The following is a 17,333-nucleotide window of genomic DNA, read 5'->3' on the forward strand; positions in this document are numbered from 1 at the left end:
ATACTCACGGCATTATTCAGCCGCCAGCGCCTGGCGCAGCTCCGCCTCGCGGATGAAGACGTCGTAGCCGGCGATGGTGCGGGCCAGCTGGGCAGTGGTTTGGCGGGCGGTGGCGTCGAGCAACTCCAGCACGATGGCCTGGCCTTCCTGGTAGCGGCGGCGCACGAGGGCATAGCTTTTCTCGGCGTTGAGCTGGGCAGCGGCGGCGGCCGTGCTGGCTTCGCGGGCTGAGGCCAGGTTATCATACGCCTGCGTGACCTGCAATTGCAGCTGCTGCACGAGGTCGGCGCGCTGGGCCTGCACGTCGTCCAGGGCCAGGCGGACCAGCTGCTCCTCCGCTCGCCGGATGCCGCCCCGGAACAAGTCCCAGCTCAAGGCAAACTGCATAAACTGAAAGCGCTGCTGCGGCACATCGAAGTGGTAGCCGAAGCCCTGGTAGCCCAGGTCCGCTACCCAGCTGGCTTGCGGTAGTTGGCGGGCGGCCCGGCGCTGGCGCAGGCCCAGGGCACTGGCTGCTTCGGCGCGAGCCAGCTGCTCAAGCTCGGGGCGCTGCTGCACGGCCGCCGCGCGCAGGGCGGTTAGGTCGACTTCGGCTGGTGCGGCCAGGGTTGTGCTGGTGGGCTCTTCAACCACAATACTGTCGTCGAGCGGCCGATTGAGCAGGTAGTTGAAGTTAGTGCGGGCCAGCTGGCGGCGGTTAGCGGCGGTGGCCAGGTCGCGCTGGTTGCCGGCGAGCTGGGCCTTGGTGTTGTAGACCGCGTCGTTGGTGGTGAGGCCGGCCGCCAGCCGGGCCTGGTTCACGCGCAGTAGCTCGACCAGGGTGTGGGCGGTGGTTTGATACACGGCCACGGCCGCCACGGCTTGCAAATACTGATAGTAGGCCACCTCAATCTGATGGCGCAGGGTGTTGCGGTAGGCCGCCAGCCGGGCTTGCTGCCCCGAGAGCAGCTCCTTCTGGGCTTTGTAGTTGTAGTAGATGTCCGAATTGAACAGGGGCTGGATAATCCGGACTTTGGTTTCCTGGAAATTATCCGGCAGGAACTGGATGGATTGATTGGTCAGCTGGGGAAAGCCATTGGTGCCCGTCAGCGTATTCAGGGTACGGTACGCCGGATTGAGCAGGTCGCCGACCGGGAAATCAACGGTGCGCCCGCCCCTGGCCAGCGTGTAGCTCGCGCTTGCCTGCACCTGGGGCTGATAAAGGCCCCCCGCCTGCCGCACCCGCTGAGCCGCGCCGGCTACAGCGATGCCCTCCCGACGGAGCGCCACGTTTTGCGCCAGCCCTTGGTCCACGTATCCCTGTAGGGTGCGGTTGGGCAGTTGGGCCTGCGCGGGCGCGCCCAGTAGCATGGCGGCAGCCAGCAGCAAAGCCCTGCCAAACCAGGCTTTATTACCACTGATAGGAAACATTACAGTGTTCATAACACGGGCAAAAAAAGGTTAAAGACCATGGTGCAGTACCTGATTAAACAGATTCATCGCCTCCTCCAGAATGGTCTGGCGGCGTTCCTCGGAGAATATCATCAGCCGGTTGCTCAAATACAGGGTCGCCAGGCCATGCACCTGGGCCCACACCAGCATGGCGGCCACTTCGGCATCAGGGTGGTGAAACACGCCCGCATCGATGCCATCCTGCATGGCCCGCACCACGCGGTCGAAGGCCGCCCGGCCGCTGGCCCACGGCTGCGCCTCGCCTTTAGCCTTCACGGCCTCCATCGGGCCGTTCATGACGAACATCAACTCAAAAAGCTCGGGATGCGCGAAGGCAAAGGCCAGATACTTATGCCCAATGGCGCTGAGCCGCTCGGCGGGGTGCTGGATGCCAAACACCGATTCAAATTCCTGGGCCAGCCGGCCAAAGGCCTGGTTTTGCAAAGCAAACAGCAGTTCGTTTTTGTCTTTGAAGTACAGGTAGATGGTGGCCGGACTGTACTCGATGGCATCAGCTATGTTGCGCATACTCACCTTCTCGAAGCCCTGCTCGACAAACAACTTCTGCGCCGCGTCCAGAATAGCTTGGCGGCGTTCGGTTTTTTCGCGCTTTTTACGCTCGGCGATGCCCACGGGGATAAGAGAAAGTTAGATTACGCCCCAAATATAATGAACACTGTTCATTATAATTATGAATGGCTGATATTTTTTGAATTGCTGCGTGCGGCAAACAAAGGGTTGGGGATGGCAACAGTTGTTTTACCGATTTTGACTTTTTTGGCGGTGGTAAACTAGGCGGTGCTATTAGACCGGGGCAAGTTGGCGGTCATGCATGTCAATGACGAGTTGAATGCGGACGTGGTGCAGGGCCAACGAGCGACTGAACGAGCAGGTCTTGCATACAAGCGGCTAGGGAAACACTTTATTCAAACGAAACCGACGACTATACCCCAAGCTCTAACCCTGCTAGTTCCCTCGGACAGCTGCTTGTTTGACTCTAGCAAACCCAGGTCGCGGAGCGATTTAGCACTAGCGGCTAGTGCTAAATCGCTCCGCGACCTGGGTTGCTAAATGCGATATATAAACGACGCATTTACTGACCCACCGGACAACGGCTCGCCCAAAAAAGCCCCCTAGAACCTCACCAACCGGATGTCAATTTCCCGGTCGACGTATTTCCATTCCGGGGTGCTACGCAGGCGGGTGAGCAGCTCCTCAAACCTGGCTTCGTCGGCGGGGGCGTACTCAAACCACGTTAAGAAGTCGAAGGGCTCGCCCAGGTCCCGGCTTTGGTAGAGCTGGCGGGCCACGGCCGGCAAATACTCCAACCCGCCACCGCCGAAATTGAGCACTACATGGCTATGCCCGGCCAAGCGCTGAGCTACAAAATCGGCCAGCTCAAGCTGCGCGCCAAATACGAAAAGCAGCTGGGCAAGAAGTTCGATTTGCGCTCCTTTCAAGACGAGCTGCTGGCCGGCGCCGCCATGCCCCTGGCTTTGCTGGAGCGCAAGATGGATGCGTGGGCGGCGCGGCAGCAATAAGCCCGTTACCTTTCGCTTCCAAATGATACTAACTCTTAGCCTGTTTTCCTCCTTGCTTATGCCTAAGTACATACCGGCCCTTTTCACGGCCGCAACCTTTTTGTTACTGCTGCGGCTTCGGCCCAGCAGCCCGCCCTCACCGACCAGGACTATGCCCGGGCCGAGCGGTTTATGGGCTACAACACCCAGGCGCTGGTAGACGGCACCACCGACCGGCCGCACTGGCAGGCCAACGACCGGTTTTGGTACCGCGTAATGACGGCCCAGGGCAGCCAGTTTGTGCTGGTGGACCCGGCCCGCAAGACCCGCAAACCGGCTTTTGACCACGCCCAGCTCGCCGCCGCACTCTCCACGGCCAGCGGCAAAACCTACGACGCAAACCGGCTGCCGTTTCGCACCCTCACGTTCTCGCCCGATGAAAAGAGTATTTCTTTCGCGGCGGGGGGCAAAAGCTGGAAGTACGACGTGGCCAACGGGCAAGTGAGCCCCGATGCCGACCCCGCGGCGAAGCCCAGCCCCAACGCCGAAAATGAAATAGAGTCGCCCAACGGCCAGCTGGCTGCTTACATCCAGGACTACAACCTATGGGTGCGCGACACGAAAACCAACCAGAAAACCCAGCTCACCACCGACGGCGCCAAGGACTACGGCTACGCCACCGACAACGCCGGCTGGACCCACAGCGACAAGCCGGTGCTGCGCTGGTCGCCCGACTCGCGCAAGATTGCCACCTTCCGGCAGGACCAGCGCAACGTGAGCGACATGTACCTGGTGACCACCAACATCGGCAAGCCCACGCTGAAAGCGTGGAAGTACCCGCTGCCCGGCGACAAGGACATCGCCACCATCGAGCGGGTGATTGTGGAAGTGAACACCCCGAAAGTGGTGCGCTTTCAGATGGCACCCGACCCGCACCGCGGCTCGCTCTCCGACGACATTTCCAGCAGCGGCACCTTCGACGACGTGGACTGGAGCCCCGATGGCAGCCAGCTGGCCTTCGTCTCGACTTCGCGCGACCACAAGCAGGCGAAAATGCGTGTGGCCGACGCCGCGACCGGCACCGTTCGTGACGTATTCGAGGAAACCGTGGCCACGCAGTACGAGTCGGGCCAGGGCGCTATCAACTGGCGCTACCTGCCCAAAACCAAGGAGGTAATCTGGTACTCGGAGCGTGACAACTGGGGCCATCTTTACCTCTATGATGCCACCACCGGCAAGGTGAAGCAGCAGATTACCAAAGGCAACTTTGTGGTGACGCAGCTCCTGAAAGTGGACGAAAAGAAGCGCCAGCTCTACTTTTTGGCCGATGGGCGTGAGCCGGGCAACCCGTATTTCACTCACCTCTACCGCATTGGGCTGGACGGCAAGCACCTGACGCTGCTCACGCCGGAGGCCGGCAACCACCAGATCACGCTCTCGCCCTCGGGGGGCTATTTTATCGACACCTACTCGCAGCCCGACCGCCCTGGCGCCACGCTGCTGCGCGCCGCCGATGGCAAGCTGGTGACGGCCTTGGAAAAGACCGACATTTCCCGCCTCACCGCCACTGGCTGGAAGGCGCCCACGCCCATCACGGTGAAAGCACAGGATGGCCAGATTGACCTCTACGGGCTGATGTTTACGCCTACGACGCTGGACCCGGCCAAGAAGTACCCGATTATCAACTACATCTACCCCGGCCCCCAGGGCGGCGGCGTGGGCAGCTGGTCGTTCTCGGCGGCCCGGTCCGACCACCAGGCGCTGGCCGAGCTGGGCTTCGTGGTGGTGGTGATTGAGGGTAGCTGCAACCCGCTGCGCTCCAAAAGCTACCACGACGCCTGCTACGGCAACATGGCCGAAAACACGCTTTCGGACCAGGTAACCGGCATGCGCCAGCTGGCGCAGAAGTACCCCTACATCGACCTGAACCGGGCCGGCATCTGGGGCCACTCGGGCGGCGGCTACGCCACGGCCGCGGCCATGTTCCGCTACCCCGATTTCTTTAAGGTGGGCATCTCCGAATCGGGCAACCACGAAAACCGCAACTACGAGGACGACTGGGCCGAGCGCTACATCGGCCTGCTCAAAACCAACCCCGACGGCACCACCAACTACGACAACCAGGCCAACGCCACCTTCGCCAAAAATCTAAAAGGCAAGCTGATGCTGGCCCACGGCCTGATGGACGACAACGTACCGCCCGCCAACACCCTGCTCCTAGTAGAGGCTCTCACCAAAGCCAATAAGAGCTACGACCTGGTGGTGTTTCCGAATGCCGCCCACGGCTACGGCGCCTACTCGCCCTACATGACGCGCCGTCGCTGGGACTACTTTGTGCAGCACCTGGCCGGCGCCCAGCCGCCGCATGACTATGAAATGAAGCCTAAGCCCGACCCGCGCAACGCCGTGCTCTAAGGGAGCGGACGGGGCTAGCAAAGTAGAAAGAGCGTCCTGCTGCGGGCCGCCCCAGCTTCTCTACGGCGTAACTAGAGCGGTTTGGGAGTTGCTGTACAGACTAGCGGGTGAATGTAGCGCGAAGCTTGGCGTTGCCGTCCTTCGGTTCTGCTTCGTGTATCGTTGAACGACGTGCTGGGGGGCTTTTTCCACGACTTGTTCCCTTAAATAACGGTGCGCGAAGCAGAACCGAAGGACGGCAACGCCAAGCTTCGCGCTACCTCCTGTTCACTGAATCCGAAACTGCTCTACTGAGATTTAGTATTGCGGTAGGGAGGCTTAGGCGGCACGCAGCAGGACGCAGTGGTTATGATCGGAATAACGTTTTTTTCTTCGTTCTTCGCCGCTATGCCCACCCCTCCCGCCCCTGCCGAAACTGCCCGCTTCCCAAAGGCGATACCGTTTATCATCGGTAACGAGGTGGCCGAGCGGTTTAGCTACTATGGCATGCGGGCCATTCTGCCCACATTCTTGGTGGCGCAGTTCTTCAACCCCAGCCACGATACGGCCCTCACCGCCGTGGCCGAAGCCCGGGCCAACGACTTCGTGCACTCGTTTGCGGCGTTGGGCTACGCGCTGCCGGTGGTGGGCGCGCTCCTGGCCGACTGGGTGGTGGGCAAGTACCGCGTGATTCTTTACCTCTCCCTGCTCTATTGCGTGGGCCACGCCCTGCTGGCGGCTTTCGTCGACGATTTGGATGGCTTTCGCCTGGGGCTGCTGGTGGTGGCGGTGGGCATGGGCGGCATCAAATCGAGCGTGACAGCCAACCTCGGCGACCAGTTCGACCGCCACAACGCTCACCTGCTGCCCAAGGCCTACGGCTGGTTTCAGTTGGCCATCGACGTGGGCGCGGCGTTGTCCACGGCGTTCATTCCGGAACTCTACGCCCGCTACGGGCCCGCCGTAGCCTTTGGCGTGCCCGGCCTGCTAATGGGCGTGGCCACGCTCACCTTCTGGCTGGGCCGCCGGCGCTACGTGCGGGTACCGCCCACGGGTCTGTTGCAGGGCCTGCGCCAAACCTTTGGGCCGGGGGAAGGCCGGGCGGCGCTGCGGCGCGTGGGCGTAGTGTTCATCTTTATCCCCGTGGTGTGGGCCCTCTACGACCAAAGCGTGTCGGAATGGGTGCTGCAAGCCGCCCACCTCGACCGGGAGCTGTGGCCGGGCTTCACGCCCTTGCCCGAACAGATTCAGATTCTGGGCATTGTGTTCGGCATTGGGCTGAACCCCTTGCTCACGTACCGGGTGTATCCCGCCCTGGAGCGAATGGGGGTGCGCGCCACGCCGCTGCGGCGCATGGGCGCGGGCATGGTCATCGTGGCGCTGGCCCTGGCCATTGTGGCTGGCATTCAGCATAGCCTCGATAGTGGCGGCCACCCCTCGGTGTGGTGGCAGGTGCTGGCCTACTTTGTGGTGGCGGGCGGCACGCTTATGGTAGCCGTCACGGGCCTGGAATACGCTTACACACATTCACCGCAGGTCATCAAAAGCCTCACTACGGCGCTGTGGCTGCTCACCATTGCGGGTGGCAACTTCTTCCTGAGTATAATGAATTCCAGCATTGCTGAGGGGGGCTTTTTCGCCCGGTTTCAGGGCGCGAACTACTACTGGTTTTTTGTGGGCCTGATGGCCGTAAACGTCACGCTGTTTGCGCTGGTGGCCGCGCGGCTGCGGGAGAAAATCTACGTCGGGGCCTGAGTAGCGGCAGCGAGAACCGGAAGCGGATTCGCCGCGCCGGTTGAATTTTTCAGGCCCCGGAAAAGCAACCGGCTGGTGAGCCTCGGCAAGCAACTTAGCTACGCCGCTAGTTTCTACTCTACTATCTACAAGTGCGCAAGTGCTAACAGATAATCGTACTTCAGCCGGTTGTAAAAAAAGGCAACTAAGCGGCCGTACTCGTTGCACCTTTACTACCTCCGGCCGGGGCCGAACACATCCGGTCGGGCGTAATGCCCTGTCACGTCCAGGGTCATCTGCTCCTCGGTGATGCGGGCCAGGTCGATTTCGGCCGTCAGAATAACTTCCTCATCGAAGACGGGGCCGGCCAGCACCGTGCCATCGGGGCCGATGATGACGCTGCCCCCGCGCAGCAGCAGCGCATCGGGCTGATCTTGCAGGGCGGGCATGGGCTCCAACTCCAGGGGTAGGTCGCGCACGTGCATAATGGCCCCGCAGGCCACCACGAAGCAGCGGCCCTCGAAGGCGTAGTGCCGGCTGGCCACCAGGTTCATTTCCTTGACCTGGGGCCAGGCCGCTATGTGCACGTCCTCGCCCGACTCGTGCAGGCGCTGGCGGGCCGGCGGCATCCAGTGCTCCCAGCAGATGAGCCCGCCCACGCGCCCCACGGCGGTGGCTGCAGCCTGTACGCTCTGCCCGTCGCCCTGGCCCCAGATCAAGCGCTCGGTGTAGGTGGGCATGAGCTTGCGGTGGACGTGGGCCAGGCGGCCGTCAGCGTCGAAGGTGAGCATGGTGTTGTAGAGCGTGCCCCGGCCGGGGCCGGCGGCCACGCGCTCGTGCACGCTCATATTGAGCACCACGCCGTGGGTGCGGGCGGCGGCGCTGAGGGCGTCCGTGACGGGCCCCGGCACCACCACGCTGTTTTCGACCAGGCGGCGGTAAACCTGCTTGACTGCCGGCGCATCCCACAGGTTCACGTCGCGGCACACGTCGAGCCAGGCGGGGTAGCCGGGCAGCCAGGTTTCGGGAAACACCACGAGGCGGGCGCCGCGGGCGGCGGCTTCGGCAATCAGCCCTTCGGCCTTGGCTAGGGAAGCAAATAAGTCGAGGTAGACGGGAGCGGCCTGCACGGCCGCGACGGTAAAGCGCATACAATCAGAGAATAGCGGGCACAAGCGGAGCAAGATACAGCGAGGGTGGCTAAAAGCCGGTAAGCCTTGTAAGGAACCGAAGCCGGCCGCGTCTACCCCCCGAACCCAGCTTCCTCCGCTCATGGCCCGTATTTCCTCCCCCTTCTGCTCCTATTGCTGAGCGCACTTAGCTTGCTGGCGGGTCCGCTCGCCGCGCAGGTGCTCACGCCCACCAAGCTCACCGCTTCGCTCAGCCAGCCCAGCGCCGCGGTCGGCACCGAGCTGGACCTGATCATCCAGGCCCGGATTCAGCCCGGCTGGCACCTCTACGCCACCGATTTTGACCCGAATGTGGGGCCAGCGGTTTTCACGCTCACCTTTACCAAGAGCCCGGCCTACGTGCTGGTGGGGGCGCCCAAATCAGTTAAATCCAAGCACGCCCACGACGAAACGTTCGACGGGGAGGTGGCTTACTTTACCCAGACGGGCCAGATCCGCCAGCGCATTCGGGTGCTGAAGCCGGGCCCGCTCACCATCAAGGCCGAGGCCGAATATCAGAGCTGCTCCGATGCCGACGGCCGGTGCGTACCCGGCGATGCCTCCCTGAGCTTCGGCCCCTTCACGGTGACGGCCAAAGCAGCCGCGGCCCCCGCCGCTTCGCCGGCCAACCCCAAAGCGGCCCGCCCCACTTCGTCGCTGTGGCGGCCGGTGGTGCTGCCCTCGCCCCGACCTGCTAATTTTGCCCCCCAGCAGTCACCCGTGGCCGCCCCGATTACGCTGGTGGCGGGTCCGAGGGCAGCGGCGCCGGTAGCCAGTGGGGCGGCCACGGCTGTTTTGCCCCCCAGCCCAGGGCTCTGGCAATTTGGGCTGCTGGCCTTCTTATCGCCTTGCTGGAGGAGCACGAGTACCCGACCCCGCGCAGCTTTACCGGCACGCCCCAGCCGAAGTCCCTGACCACCGCCCGAGTGCTGCAGCTGCTGCAAGCCAGCTCCCGCCACCAGGTCGATCCGCGCGCCGTGCTCCGCGCCCGGCTCTTTGATATGTTTATCGCTGACTGGGACCGGCATGATGATGAGTGGCGCTGGTGGGCTTACCCCCAGCCCAGGGCGTACGTCTGCCTGTCGGCCAGCACCAGAGTTTCATCGAGCTTGCTCAGCAGCACTTGCCGGCCCACGGGTGGGTCGGTGGCGGCTACCAGCTGGCCGTGGCAGCGGCGCGAGTTCGCGCCGCTGAGGGTAGCACTGGCCCAACCGCCCAGGCCGTTGGTTTCGAGCCACTCGCGATTAGTGGCCGCTTCCCCGTCGGAGGAGGAAGAATACTCGAAGCGACAAGTCAGGCGCGGGGCTGTAAGAGTTTGGCAATCAGGCCCGTCCAGCCGGTTTGGTGACTGGCGCCCAGCCCCCGGCCGGTGTCGCCGTGGAAGTACTCGTGAAAGAGCAGGTAGTTCTGGAAGTGGGGGTCCTGTTGCAGGCGCTTGTCGGGGCCCAGGGCGGGGCGTAGGCCGTCCTCGTTGCGCAAAAACAGCTTGGTCAGCCGCTCGCTCAGGGCATCGGCAATTTCGAGCAGGGTACTGTAGTTGCCCGAATGAGTCGGGTACTCCACCTTAAAGTCGTCGCCGTAGTAATGGTGAAAGCGCTGCAACGACTCGATGAGCAGAAAATTGGTCGGAAACCAGACGGGGCCGCGCCAGTTGGAATTGCCCCCAAATAAGTCCGTTTCCGACTCGCCCGGCTCGTACTGCACTTTCAGGTCCATACCCGCGTAGTGCAGGTGGCACGGATGATCCTTGTGGTAGCGCGACAGGGCCCGAATGCCGTACTCGGAGAGAAACTCCGCCTCATCAAGGGCCCGGGCCAGCAGGCGCTTTACGCGGTGGCCGCGCAGCAGCGAGAGCAGGTGCGTGGCCCCCGTGCCTGGCTCCTGCCAGCGCGACACGAGGCTGGCCAGTTGGGGTCGGTTATCGAGAAACCAGTTGAGCCGGGCCACGAATTTGGGTGCGCCTTGTAGCGCTTCTTCATCCAGCACTTCCACGGCAAACAAAGGAATCAAGCCCACTAGGGAGCGGGTTTTGAGAAACTGCCGGCCGTTGTCGGGGGTGTGCAGGACATCATAATAAAACTCATCTTCCTCGTCCCAAAGGTCTTTTTCGCCTTCGCCCATGTTGGTCATGGCCCCGGCGATGTAGAGGAAGTGCTCGAAGAACTTGCTGGCCAGGTCCTGGTAGATGGGGTTGGTTTTGGCCAGCTCCAGGGCGATGCGCATCATGTTCAGGGCGTACATGGCCATCCAACTCGTGCCGTCAGCCTGCTCGAGGTAGGTACCGTCGGGCAGCGGGGCGGAGCGGTCGAAGAGGCCAATGTTATCCAGCCCCAAAAAGCCCCCTCGAAGATGTTGCGGCCGTTGCGGTCTTTGCGGTTTACCCACCAGGTAAAGTTGAGCAACAGGCGATGAAACACCGTAGCCAGAAAGTCGGTATCGCCGGTGGTGTTGGTGCCGCCGCTGTGCTTGTGGCACATTTTGTACACGCGCCAGGTGGCCCAGGCGTGCACGGGCGGGTTTACGTCGCTGAACTGCCATTCATACGCCGGCAGCTGACCATTAGGGTGCATGTACCAGTCCTGGCAGAGCAGACGCAGCTGGTGCTTAGCAAACTCAGGGTCGAGCTGGGCCAGCGGAATACAGTGAAAAGCCAGATCCCAGGCCGCATACCACGGGTACTCCCACTTATCGGGCATGGAAATAATGTCGGCATTATTCAGGTGCTTCCAACCTGTGTTGCGGCCGTGCAGGCGCGCAGCCGGAGGCGGCGGGGAGGCAGGGTCGCCGGTCAGCCACTGGGGCACGTCGTAGTAGTAAAACTGCTTGCTCCAGAGCATGCCCGCAAACGCCTGCCGCTGCACTTGGCGGGCATCGGCATTGGTCAGGCCGGCTTGTACCATCTCGTAGTACTGGTCGGTTTCCTCGCGGCGCTGCCGGACTAACTTTTCAAAATCGGCGAAAGGCCGAACCAGCCCGGCGGGACCCAGGCGTACGCACACTTTCTGCGAGGCGCCGGCCGGAATAGTCAGCGCGTAATGCGCCGCCGCCTTGGTACCCTCCCGCGCCGGATTGACGGTAGCGGCCCCGTGCACTAGGTAGTCGTTAATGCCGTCCTTATAATACTGGCCGGGTTTGGGGGGCGTTTTGTACAGGCGCGGTTTATTCGTTTCGTTTTCACAAAACAGCAACTCCGGCTTCAGGTCGCAGTACAGACACATTTCGCCCAAGTGCTGATGATGCACTTCGATAGTGTTGCCTGCCGGGGCGGCGGTTAGGCTAGGGCGGTAGCTATCCTCTCCCCAAGCCCAGGTATTACGAAACCAGAGCTGGGGCAGCACGTGTATCGTGGCCGTTTCGGGCCCGCAGTTGTATACCGTTAGTTGGAGCAGTATATCATCAGGCGCCGCCTTTACGTATTCAATGCGGACATCGAAGTAGCGGTTGTCGTGAAACATGGCCGTATCCAGCAGCTCAAACTCGGGTTGGTGGCGGTTCCGGTGGGCGTTTTCCTGCACCAGCCAACTGTAGGGAAACGCGTGCTGCGGATACTTGTAGAGCATCTGCATGTAGGAGTGCGTGGGCACGTTTTCGAGGTAGTAGTACACCTCCTTCACGTCCTCGCCGTGGTTGCCTTCGGGCCCGCTCAGCCCAAATAAGCGCTCCTTCAGGATGGGGTCGTGCCCGTTCCAGAGCCCCACCGAGAGGCACAGCCGTTGCTTGTCGTCGGAAATGCCCCCCAGGCCCTCTTCGCCCCAGCGGTAGGCGAAGCTGCGGGCCATGTCGTGGGTGCAGTAGTTCCAGGCGTTGCCGTCGGCCGAGTAGTCTTCGCGCACCGTGCCCCACTGCCGCTCCGACAAGTAAGGGCCCCACCGGCGCCAGGGCGCGTGGCCTGCGTTGGCCGCGGCCAGTCGTTCGTGTTCAGCAGAAGTTCTCATGGAGAGCTTAGGGGTGAGACGTAAGAGTATATGCTACTACAGCGGTTATGTTAACGCATTATCTCACTCCCCGTTCTGCTTTAGGCGCAGTGCCTAGGGGCAACGCGCCGGAAGCAGAACGGGGAGTTAAACGTATGTTGTTTATGAAACCTCTTTCAAGCAAATTCAGAACGAGAGGCTCGCTTTTTAAAAGCTGTTTGAGCTAGCCAACGATGTAGAGGAGACGCAATATTTTGCGTCTCCTCGCGGGTGAATCGTTCAACGACAAGACGCAAAATATTGCGTCTCTACATCGTTTGGCCATTCAAGAAATTAACTCAAATGCACCTATGCTGGGTAATGGACTTCACCACGGCGTTGGCGCCGGCCGCGTCACCAATGTAGTTCACGGCTACGGCCGCCCCGGCGGCGGCCAATGCCTGGGCCACCGCGCTTCCAATCCCTGAACTCCCTCCCGTTACCAGAGCTACTTGATTTTGTAAGCGTATTTTTTCAGCCATGTAGCTGGTTATGAAGGACTAAAATTAAGTTATCAACCTTAGACGGCTATGGGGGGCTTTTTTAGGTGGCAACGCCTGTTCAAGCGAAAAAGGATTTACCATATACAGCGGAAACCGCACTAAGGGTCTATCCGAATAGGGGGTCATGCTGAGGAATCGAAGCATCTCTACCGCTTTGCTGATTAGTGTAATCAGCAAAGCGGTAGAGATGCTTCGATTCCTCAGCATGACCGTTCTTTTTGGCCTGTTCGGATAGGCTCTAAAAAAGCGGCCTGACCACTTGTAGTACCCTACTTATCAGGATGAATTACCGACCGATAAGCGAGGCGTTACATCTATTCTCAACCAATAGGGAAAAGTAGGGAGCGAACAAAAACGCTTTCGCCCCTTACGCATCCTCCCATTTGTTAGTGATTCATTTTATCGGGTGTTGACTTAGGCTGGGGGCTTTTTTACCGCCGGCTTTGCGACTACTTTGGGAGCCGCCATTTTCGAGTCGGCCATTTTACCTTCTGACATTTTATCGTCCGACATCTTGCTTTCGCTCATTTTCGAGTCGGCCATTTTGCCTTCGCTCATCTTGCTGTCAGTCATTTTCGAATCGCTCATTTTCGAGTCAGTCATCTTCGAATCGCTCATTTTGCCTTCTGACATTTTACTGTCGCTCATCTTACTGTCGGCCATTTTGCCGGTCTTGGCGGGCTGCTTTTTCTCGCCCTGGGCCAGGCTGATGGTGGAGAATGGGGCTGCGAGCAAACAGCCAACAACCAGCGTGAGGGTAAGCCGGCGGAGGGTGGCGGTGGTAGGTACGTTGTACATGAGCTGGAGAAAGAAGTGGAAGTAAGTACTGGTTTCGGGGGGTAGACGCCCTGCCTTACCAAACCTTACATCTGCTTTTCAAAATTTATTTTTATTCTCGTCCAACCTCGGTCTACTGCCCGATAAGCGCTGTTGCAGGCGCTGACGGGCTTCCGCCGACAACCCTGGCAGATTGGCCCGGCGCCCTACCGCATCCTTCATCAGCAGGTTCAGCAGCGTAGATTGCTGGGCATAAGTGGCGCAGTACGGGCAGTAGTGCAGATGCCGCTCCAGATGCTGCTGGTCGGCGGGCGCGAGGGCGTCGTCGGCCTGTTGCTCAACGAACAAGGTCGCTTGCTGACAGGAAATAAGTCGTAGCATATAAGTGGAGGGCCACTGATAAGGCCCGAAGGAAAGTAGAATCAGGCCGCCCGTCCCAGCCCTTGCTTTTCCAGACAGCGGCGGAGCTGCAGCTTGGCCCGGTGGACGATCACCCAGTAGTTAGACGTGGTCAGGCTCAGTTCCTTACAAATTTCTTCAGCTGTTAGCTCTTCCACAAAGCGCAGCACAAAGACGGCGGCGTGCTGGGTGGGTAACTTATCCTGGCAGCCTTGCAGGGTTTGGTGCAATTCGGCCTGTTCCAGCTCCCCGTCGGCACTCTGCCAGCTCGTTGGGTAGTGCGCCTCGCGCCAGTGGCCGTCTTCGGGGTGAAAAACGCAGCTTCCGCCGGCCCATCGGGCGTCACCTGATCCAGCGATACGAGAGGGTGCCGGGCCTGGCGGCGGTAGAAGTCGATGAGCTTGCGGCGCAGAATCAGAAACAGCCAGGTGCGCTCCGACGACTCCCCCGAAAAGAAGCCAGCCCGTTGAGCGCACTCAGGAGTGATTCCTGCACCAGCTCTTCAGCGCACACCTCATCCGATACCCGGCTCAAAGCGAAGCGATAAAGGTCGTCGCCGTACCGTTCCACCCATAGCTCGGGTTGCGGTTGTAGTAAGGTGATAGCCATGAAATAAAGGGTAACTGGTCTGATTTAGAAACAATTAAATATAGTACATAGGCCATTAATAGCGCGCTTGGCCTGCCAGCGTCTGACTATTATAGCAGTTTCCTGAACAGTGTACCTAAGCTGTAGAGACGCGACACTTCGCGTCTTGGTGTCAGAACGACCGGAGCTGCATGGGCCCTAACAACTGTCGCAACGAGGAGACGCGAAGTGTCGCGTCTCTACACTTTCACGGACCGTAAAACCGCTGTAAGAAGTTAGTGTTTATTTAGTAGCAAAGGCTTCTGCTGGTGCACGCTGACAAGCAGATTTCACTCATAACGCCTTTACACAAGGTGCGAAACGCCACGAGCAAGAGGCCAGTCTTACCTATTGCCAGTCTTGACTTATGTCATAAAGATCAGAATTATTTTGATTCTGGAGGACAAAAGGCTTGGTTTGAACTCAGGTACACCAACACCATAATTAGCTTTTATTCCTCTGGATATCAGCTACTAGTATTCCGCTTTCCAAAGGCAGGGCAGATACTTGGTCCATGCGCTGCATTTTATTCTTCCAGAAAGTATTCTATCCAACTTACTAGCTGCTGTTACGCAGTCAGAGTCGGCTTCTGCCCGTTTACTACGCTTATGACGACTTGCACGCTGGACTTGTACACGGATTATTTGTTGAGTTCGACGGGTCCGACAACGGCCACGGGCTTGTCGCGCCTGGTAGACGGGGCCTTGAGCCACGACCAGATCACGCGCTGGCTGAGCAGCACCGCGTGGGGCTCGGCCGCTATTTGGCGAGCGGCCAAGCCGCTGATTCGCCAGGCCGAAGCCCAGCGTGGAGCCGAGGAATTTGCGGTGCTTATCGTCGACGATTCGATTCTGGAAAAGGCCCATACCGCTGCCAACGAGCTGATTTGCACCCACTGGGACCACAGCCAGCAGCGCTACGTGAAGGGCTTGAATTTCGTCAGCCTGCTCTACCAGGCCGGCGAGTTGGCCCTGCCGCTGGCCGTCGAGCTGGTGCGCAAAACGGTCCCGGTCTACCATGCCAAGACCCAGCAAACCAGCTATCAAAGTGCCTTTACCAAGAACGAGTACCTGCAGCAGATGCTGCGCGTGGCCCAGCAACAAGTGGCTTACCGCTACCTGCTGGCCGATACTTGGTATGCCTCGGCCGAGAACATGAGCTTGGTGCGAGCCCTGGGCCACCATTTCGTCTTTGCCCTCGAATCCTCCCGCACCGTGGCCCTGAGCGAAGCGGCACGGGCGCAAGGCCAGTTTCAGGCCGTGCAAACGCTGGTGTTTCCCGATACGCAGCCCCTGCGGGTCTATTTGCGGGCCGTCCAAGAGGCGGTGCTGGTGAGCAGGCACGTCTTGACAAACCAAGACGGCAGCCAGGGCGTGTTATATCTGGTCAGCAGCGACACCGACTTGAACCAGGCCCAGTTGACTGCGATTTACCAGAGACGGTGGAAAGTGGAAGAATATCATAAATCGCTCAAACAGAATGCCTCCATGGGCAAATCGCCCACCAAAACCCTGACCACGCAGGCCAATCATTTCTTCGCGGCCGTGCTGGCCTACACCAAGCTCGAGATACTCAAACTCAAGTGTGGGATGGGCCATTTTCGCCTCAAAGCCCAGCTCTACGCCGTGGGCCTCAAAGCCATGTACCACCAACTTGGCCTACTCCGTGCGTAACATCAGTGAGTAAGTATACCTCCGCCAGGATTTAAAACGGGAGGTTGATTAACCGGGCGGTCACGGCAGGCTTGAAGCGCTTGTTTAGCTCGCTGGAGATTATCGTTAGCCCGAGCAAATCCCTGACGTTCCTCCCGGATCTGGGCAAGAATTCCTGGCTTATTTTGAGGAGAAGCATGTTGCAGTTCTTCCTGAAGGGCCCTGACTCGATCTTCAAGGCCATCAATCATTGCTTGGGCCGCTTTTACTGCGTTAACCTGTGCCTGGCAAAGATCAATTGGCACGGGTTTTACCGCCAGATTACCAATAATCTCGTACGAATCACTACCTGACTTATTGCTAAATGCCAGGGTGAATGGTTTTGTCATAGCTGTCTGCCCTACGGAACCTAAATTCTCGGTATCGCTCCCGACGACATCATCCAAATCAAGGGTACCAAGCCCAATTCTAAATTTTTCTCCTGTTGTCAAGGCGCCTTTTATGCCTGCTTCTACTTTACTCTTGACCCGTTCTTCGATGATGGCTTTAACCGCATTCTCTTCCGCCGGATTACCTTGGGCCGCTTGTAATCTCAGTAGATTAGCGATGATTGCCTCGCGAAGCTCGCTGGAGTACGCTCTAAATCCAGCTTTCATCGCTTTGTCCGGCGTTTCATCACTCTCCCATAACACTACCGAAAGGATCAGCCTAAACCGTTGTGGGTTATCCGTAAACCGCACCCGTAGCGTGTTTACGGAGTTGGGAATAATAACAGACTGGCCAGCACGCATATCATGGTCAATTACTATACGAGCGTTTCCCAGAACTAGGCCTGCAATGTTAACGCTGGCGTTCGTAGTGTCAATCCAAATTAATACAGGCCAGATATAAGGCTCTGAGTGACCAGTGCCGCCATCGCTCTCCCGGATGCACCGTAGTTGTTCGAGGGTTACTATTGCGTCAGTTGCCATATTTTGATTGTTAAGAGGTTAATTGATAAATTAAACCTGTACCAAGCCCTAATATGGGTTGACAATCAGTTAGTTAAAACCAGGTGAAAACCCCTGCGCTCTGTTAAAGTGTGGTCTTTTTATGGCAAAAAAAGACCCTTTAAGTGAACGGAAAGTAAAGTAATAGCTAAGCTGGGACAGTGCACTGAGGTGGTCGAGTTAGG

Annotated in this window: 17 protein-coding genes and 1 pseudogene; 6 read left to right on the forward strand and 12 right to left on the reverse strand. The window is 59.4% G+C overall.

All coding sequences use genetic code 11. From position 1 onward, the window contains the following. Positions 1 to 12: 12 nt before the first annotated feature. From MKZ35_RS21295 to MKZ35_RS21305, 3 genes are all read right to left on the reverse strand, one after another. A complete protein-coding gene (locus MKZ35_RS21295) occupies positions 13 to 1,422 on the reverse strand; it encodes a TolC family protein (RefSeq protein ID WP_482515241.1) in 1,410 nt (469 codons plus the stop codon). Positions 1,423 to 1,440: 18 nt separating this feature from the next. Continuing rightward, a complete protein-coding gene (locus MKZ35_RS21300; RefSeq protein WP_482515242.1) occupies positions 1,441 to 2,064 on the reverse strand; it encodes a TetR/AcrR family transcriptional regulator in 624 nt (207 codons plus the stop codon). A gap of 500 nt (positions 2,065 to 2,564) precedes the next feature. Continuing rightward, complete coding sequence (locus tag MKZ35_RS21305; RefSeq protein WP_482515243.1) at positions 2,565 to 2,783, reverse strand: hypothetical protein; 219 nt, start codon at positions 2,781 to 2,783, stop codon at positions 2,565 to 2,567. Positions 2,784 to 2,792: 9 nt separating this feature from the next. Here MKZ35_RS21305 and MKZ35_RS21310 point away from each other — a divergent pair, with 9 nt between their 5' ends. From MKZ35_RS21310 to MKZ35_RS21320, 3 genes are all read left to right on the forward strand, one after another. Then, complete coding sequence (locus MKZ35_RS21310) at positions 2,793 to 2,972, forward strand: DUF885 family protein (protein ID WP_482515244.1); 180 nt, start codon at positions 2,793 to 2,795, stop codon at positions 2,970 to 2,972. A gap of 171 nt (positions 2,973 to 3,143) precedes the next feature. After that, positions 3,144 to 5,366 carry a S9 family peptidase gene (locus MKZ35_RS21315; protein WP_482515245.1) on the forward strand — a complete coding sequence of 741 codons (2,223 nt, stop codon included), beginning with the start codon at positions 3,144 to 3,146 and terminating at the stop codon, positions 5,364 to 5,366. Positions 5,367 to 5,753: 387 nt separating this feature from the next. Continuing rightward, complete coding sequence (locus MKZ35_RS21320; RefSeq protein WP_482515246.1) at positions 5,754 to 7,100, forward strand: POT family MFS transporter; 1,347 nt, start codon at positions 5,754 to 5,756, stop codon at positions 7,098 to 7,100. A 212-nt stretch (positions 7,101 to 7,312) separates the two neighbouring features. Here MKZ35_RS21320 and MKZ35_RS21325 read toward each other — a convergent pair whose 3' ends face one another. Then, entirely contained in the window at positions 7,313 to 8,230 is a 918-nt protein-coding gene (locus MKZ35_RS21325; RefSeq protein ID WP_482515247.1) for a carbon-nitrogen hydrolase family protein, read from the reverse strand. Positions 8,231 to 8,383: 153 nt separating this feature from the next. Here MKZ35_RS21325 and MKZ35_RS21330 point away from each other — a divergent pair, with 153 nt between their 5' ends. Beyond that, positions 8,384 to 9,163, forward strand: a complete 780-nt coding sequence (locus tag MKZ35_RS21330; protein WP_482515248.1) for a protein-disulfide reductase DsbD N-terminal domain-containing protein — start codon at positions 8,384 to 8,386, stop codon at positions 9,161 to 9,163. 136 nt (positions 9,164 to 9,299) lie between these two features. Here MKZ35_RS21330 and MKZ35_RS21335 read toward each other — a convergent pair whose 3' ends face one another. The 6 genes and pseudogenes from MKZ35_RS21335 to MKZ35_RS21360 form a co-directional block, all read right to left on the reverse strand. Next, positions 9,300 to 9,584: a glycogen debranching enzyme N-terminal domain-containing protein gene (locus MKZ35_RS21335; protein WP_482515316.1), complete on the reverse strand. Its 285-nt coding sequence runs from the start codon at positions 9,582 to 9,584 to the stop codon at positions 9,300 to 9,302. Further along, positions 9,542 to 12,183, reverse strand: a pseudogene (locus MKZ35_RS21340) (MGH1-like glycoside hydrolase domain-containing protein). The gene MKZ35_RS21335 and the pseudogene MKZ35_RS21340 overlap by 43 nt, the downstream one beginning before the upstream one ends. Before the next feature lie 317 nt (positions 12,184 to 12,500). After that, complete coding sequence (locus MKZ35_RS21345; RefSeq protein WP_482515249.1) at positions 12,501 to 12,683, reverse strand: SDR family NAD(P)-dependent oxidoreductase; 183 nt, start codon at positions 12,681 to 12,683, stop codon at positions 12,501 to 12,503. Between the two features lie 435 nt (positions 12,684 to 13,118). Then, positions 13,119 to 13,502, reverse strand: coding sequence for a hypothetical protein (locus tag MKZ35_RS21350; RefSeq protein ID WP_482515250.1), 384 nt, complete (start codon positions 13,500 to 13,502; stop codon positions 13,119 to 13,121). A gap of 78 nt (positions 13,503 to 13,580) precedes the next feature. Beyond that, positions 13,581 to 13,862, reverse strand: coding sequence for an anti-sigma factor (locus tag MKZ35_RS21355; protein ID WP_482515251.1), 282 nt, complete (start codon positions 13,860 to 13,862; stop codon positions 13,581 to 13,583). Between the two features lie 41 nt (positions 13,863 to 13,903). Then, positions 13,904 to 14,110, reverse strand: a complete 207-nt coding sequence (locus tag MKZ35_RS21360) for a sigma factor-like helix-turn-helix DNA-binding protein (protein ID WP_482515252.1) — start codon at positions 14,108 to 14,110, stop codon at positions 13,904 to 13,906. On the opposite strand from MKZ35_RS21360, the gene MKZ35_RS21365 reads away from it, so the two are divergent. Next, complete coding sequence (locus MKZ35_RS21365) at positions 14,102 to 14,230, forward strand: hypothetical protein (protein ID WP_482515253.1); 129 nt, start codon at positions 14,102 to 14,104, stop codon at positions 14,228 to 14,230. The genes MKZ35_RS21360 and MKZ35_RS21365 overlap by 9 nt on opposite strands. A gap of 64 nt (positions 14,231 to 14,294) precedes the next feature. Here MKZ35_RS21365 and MKZ35_RS21370 read toward each other — a convergent pair whose 3' ends face one another. Then, positions 14,295 to 14,489: a sigma factor gene (locus tag MKZ35_RS21370; protein WP_482515254.1), complete on the reverse strand. Its 195-nt coding sequence runs from the start codon at positions 14,487 to 14,489 to the stop codon at positions 14,295 to 14,297. Positions 14,490 to 15,115: 626 nt separating this feature from the next. Between MKZ35_RS21370 and MKZ35_RS21375 the strand changes: the two genes are divergently transcribed. After that, complete coding sequence (locus MKZ35_RS21375; protein ID WP_482511431.1) at positions 15,116 to 16,180, forward strand: IS701 family transposase; 1,065 nt, start codon at positions 15,116 to 15,118, stop codon at positions 16,178 to 16,180. Between the two features lie 2 nt (positions 16,181 to 16,182). On the opposite strand, the gene MKZ35_RS21380 is transcribed toward MKZ35_RS21375, so the two are convergent. Further along, positions 16,183 to 17,130, reverse strand: coding sequence for a hypothetical protein (locus MKZ35_RS21380; protein ID WP_482515255.1), 948 nt, complete (start codon positions 17,128 to 17,130; stop codon positions 16,183 to 16,185). Positions 17,131 to 17,333: the final 203 nt, after the last annotated feature.

The sequence above is a fragment of the Hymenobacter sp. R533113 genome, from assembly GCF_056835965.1.

Excerpts from the sequence above, each read along its gene's own strand:
- MKZ35_RS21310 (WP_482515244.1), top strand. The coding sequence starts at position 2,793 with ATGCCCGGCCAAGCGCTGAGCTACAAAATCGGCCAGCTCAAGCTGCGC.
- MKZ35_RS21355 (WP_482515251.1), bottom strand. The coding sequence starts at position 13,862 with ATGCTACGACTTATTTCCTGTCAGCAAGCGACCTTGTTCGTTGAGCAA.
- MKZ35_RS21325 (WP_482515247.1), bottom strand. The coding sequence starts at position 8,230 with ATGCGCTTTACCGTCGCGGCCGTGCAGGCCGCTCCCGTCTACCTCGAC.
- MKZ35_RS21295 (WP_482515241.1), bottom strand. The coding sequence starts at position 1,422 with ATGAACACTGTAATGTTTCCTATCAGTGGTAATAAAGCCTGGTTTGGC.
- MKZ35_RS21320 (WP_482515246.1), top strand. The coding sequence starts at position 5,754 with ATGCCCACCCCTCCCGCCCCTGCCGAAACTGCCCGCTTCCCAAAGGCG.
- MKZ35_RS21370 (WP_482515254.1), bottom strand. The coding sequence starts at position 14,489 with ATGGCTATCACCTTACTACAACCGCAACCCGAGCTATGGGTGGAACGG.
- MKZ35_RS21345 (WP_482515249.1), bottom strand. The coding sequence starts at position 12,683 with ATGGCTGAAAAAATACGCTTACAAAATCAAGTAGCTCTGGTAACGGGA.
- MKZ35_RS21380 (WP_482515255.1), bottom strand. The coding sequence starts at position 17,130 with ATGGCAACTGACGCAATAGTAACCCTCGAACAACTACGGTGCATCCGG.
- MKZ35_RS21350 (WP_482515250.1), bottom strand. The coding sequence starts at position 13,502 with ATGTACAACGTACCTACCACCGCCACCCTCCGCCGGCTTACCCTCACG.
- MKZ35_RS21375 (WP_482511431.1), top strand. The coding sequence starts at position 15,116 with ATGACGACTTGCACGCTGGACTTGTACACGGATTATTTGTTGAGTTCG.
- MKZ35_RS21315 (WP_482515245.1), top strand. The coding sequence starts at position 3,144 with ATGGGCTACAACACCCAGGCGCTGGTAGACGGCACCACCGACCGGCCG.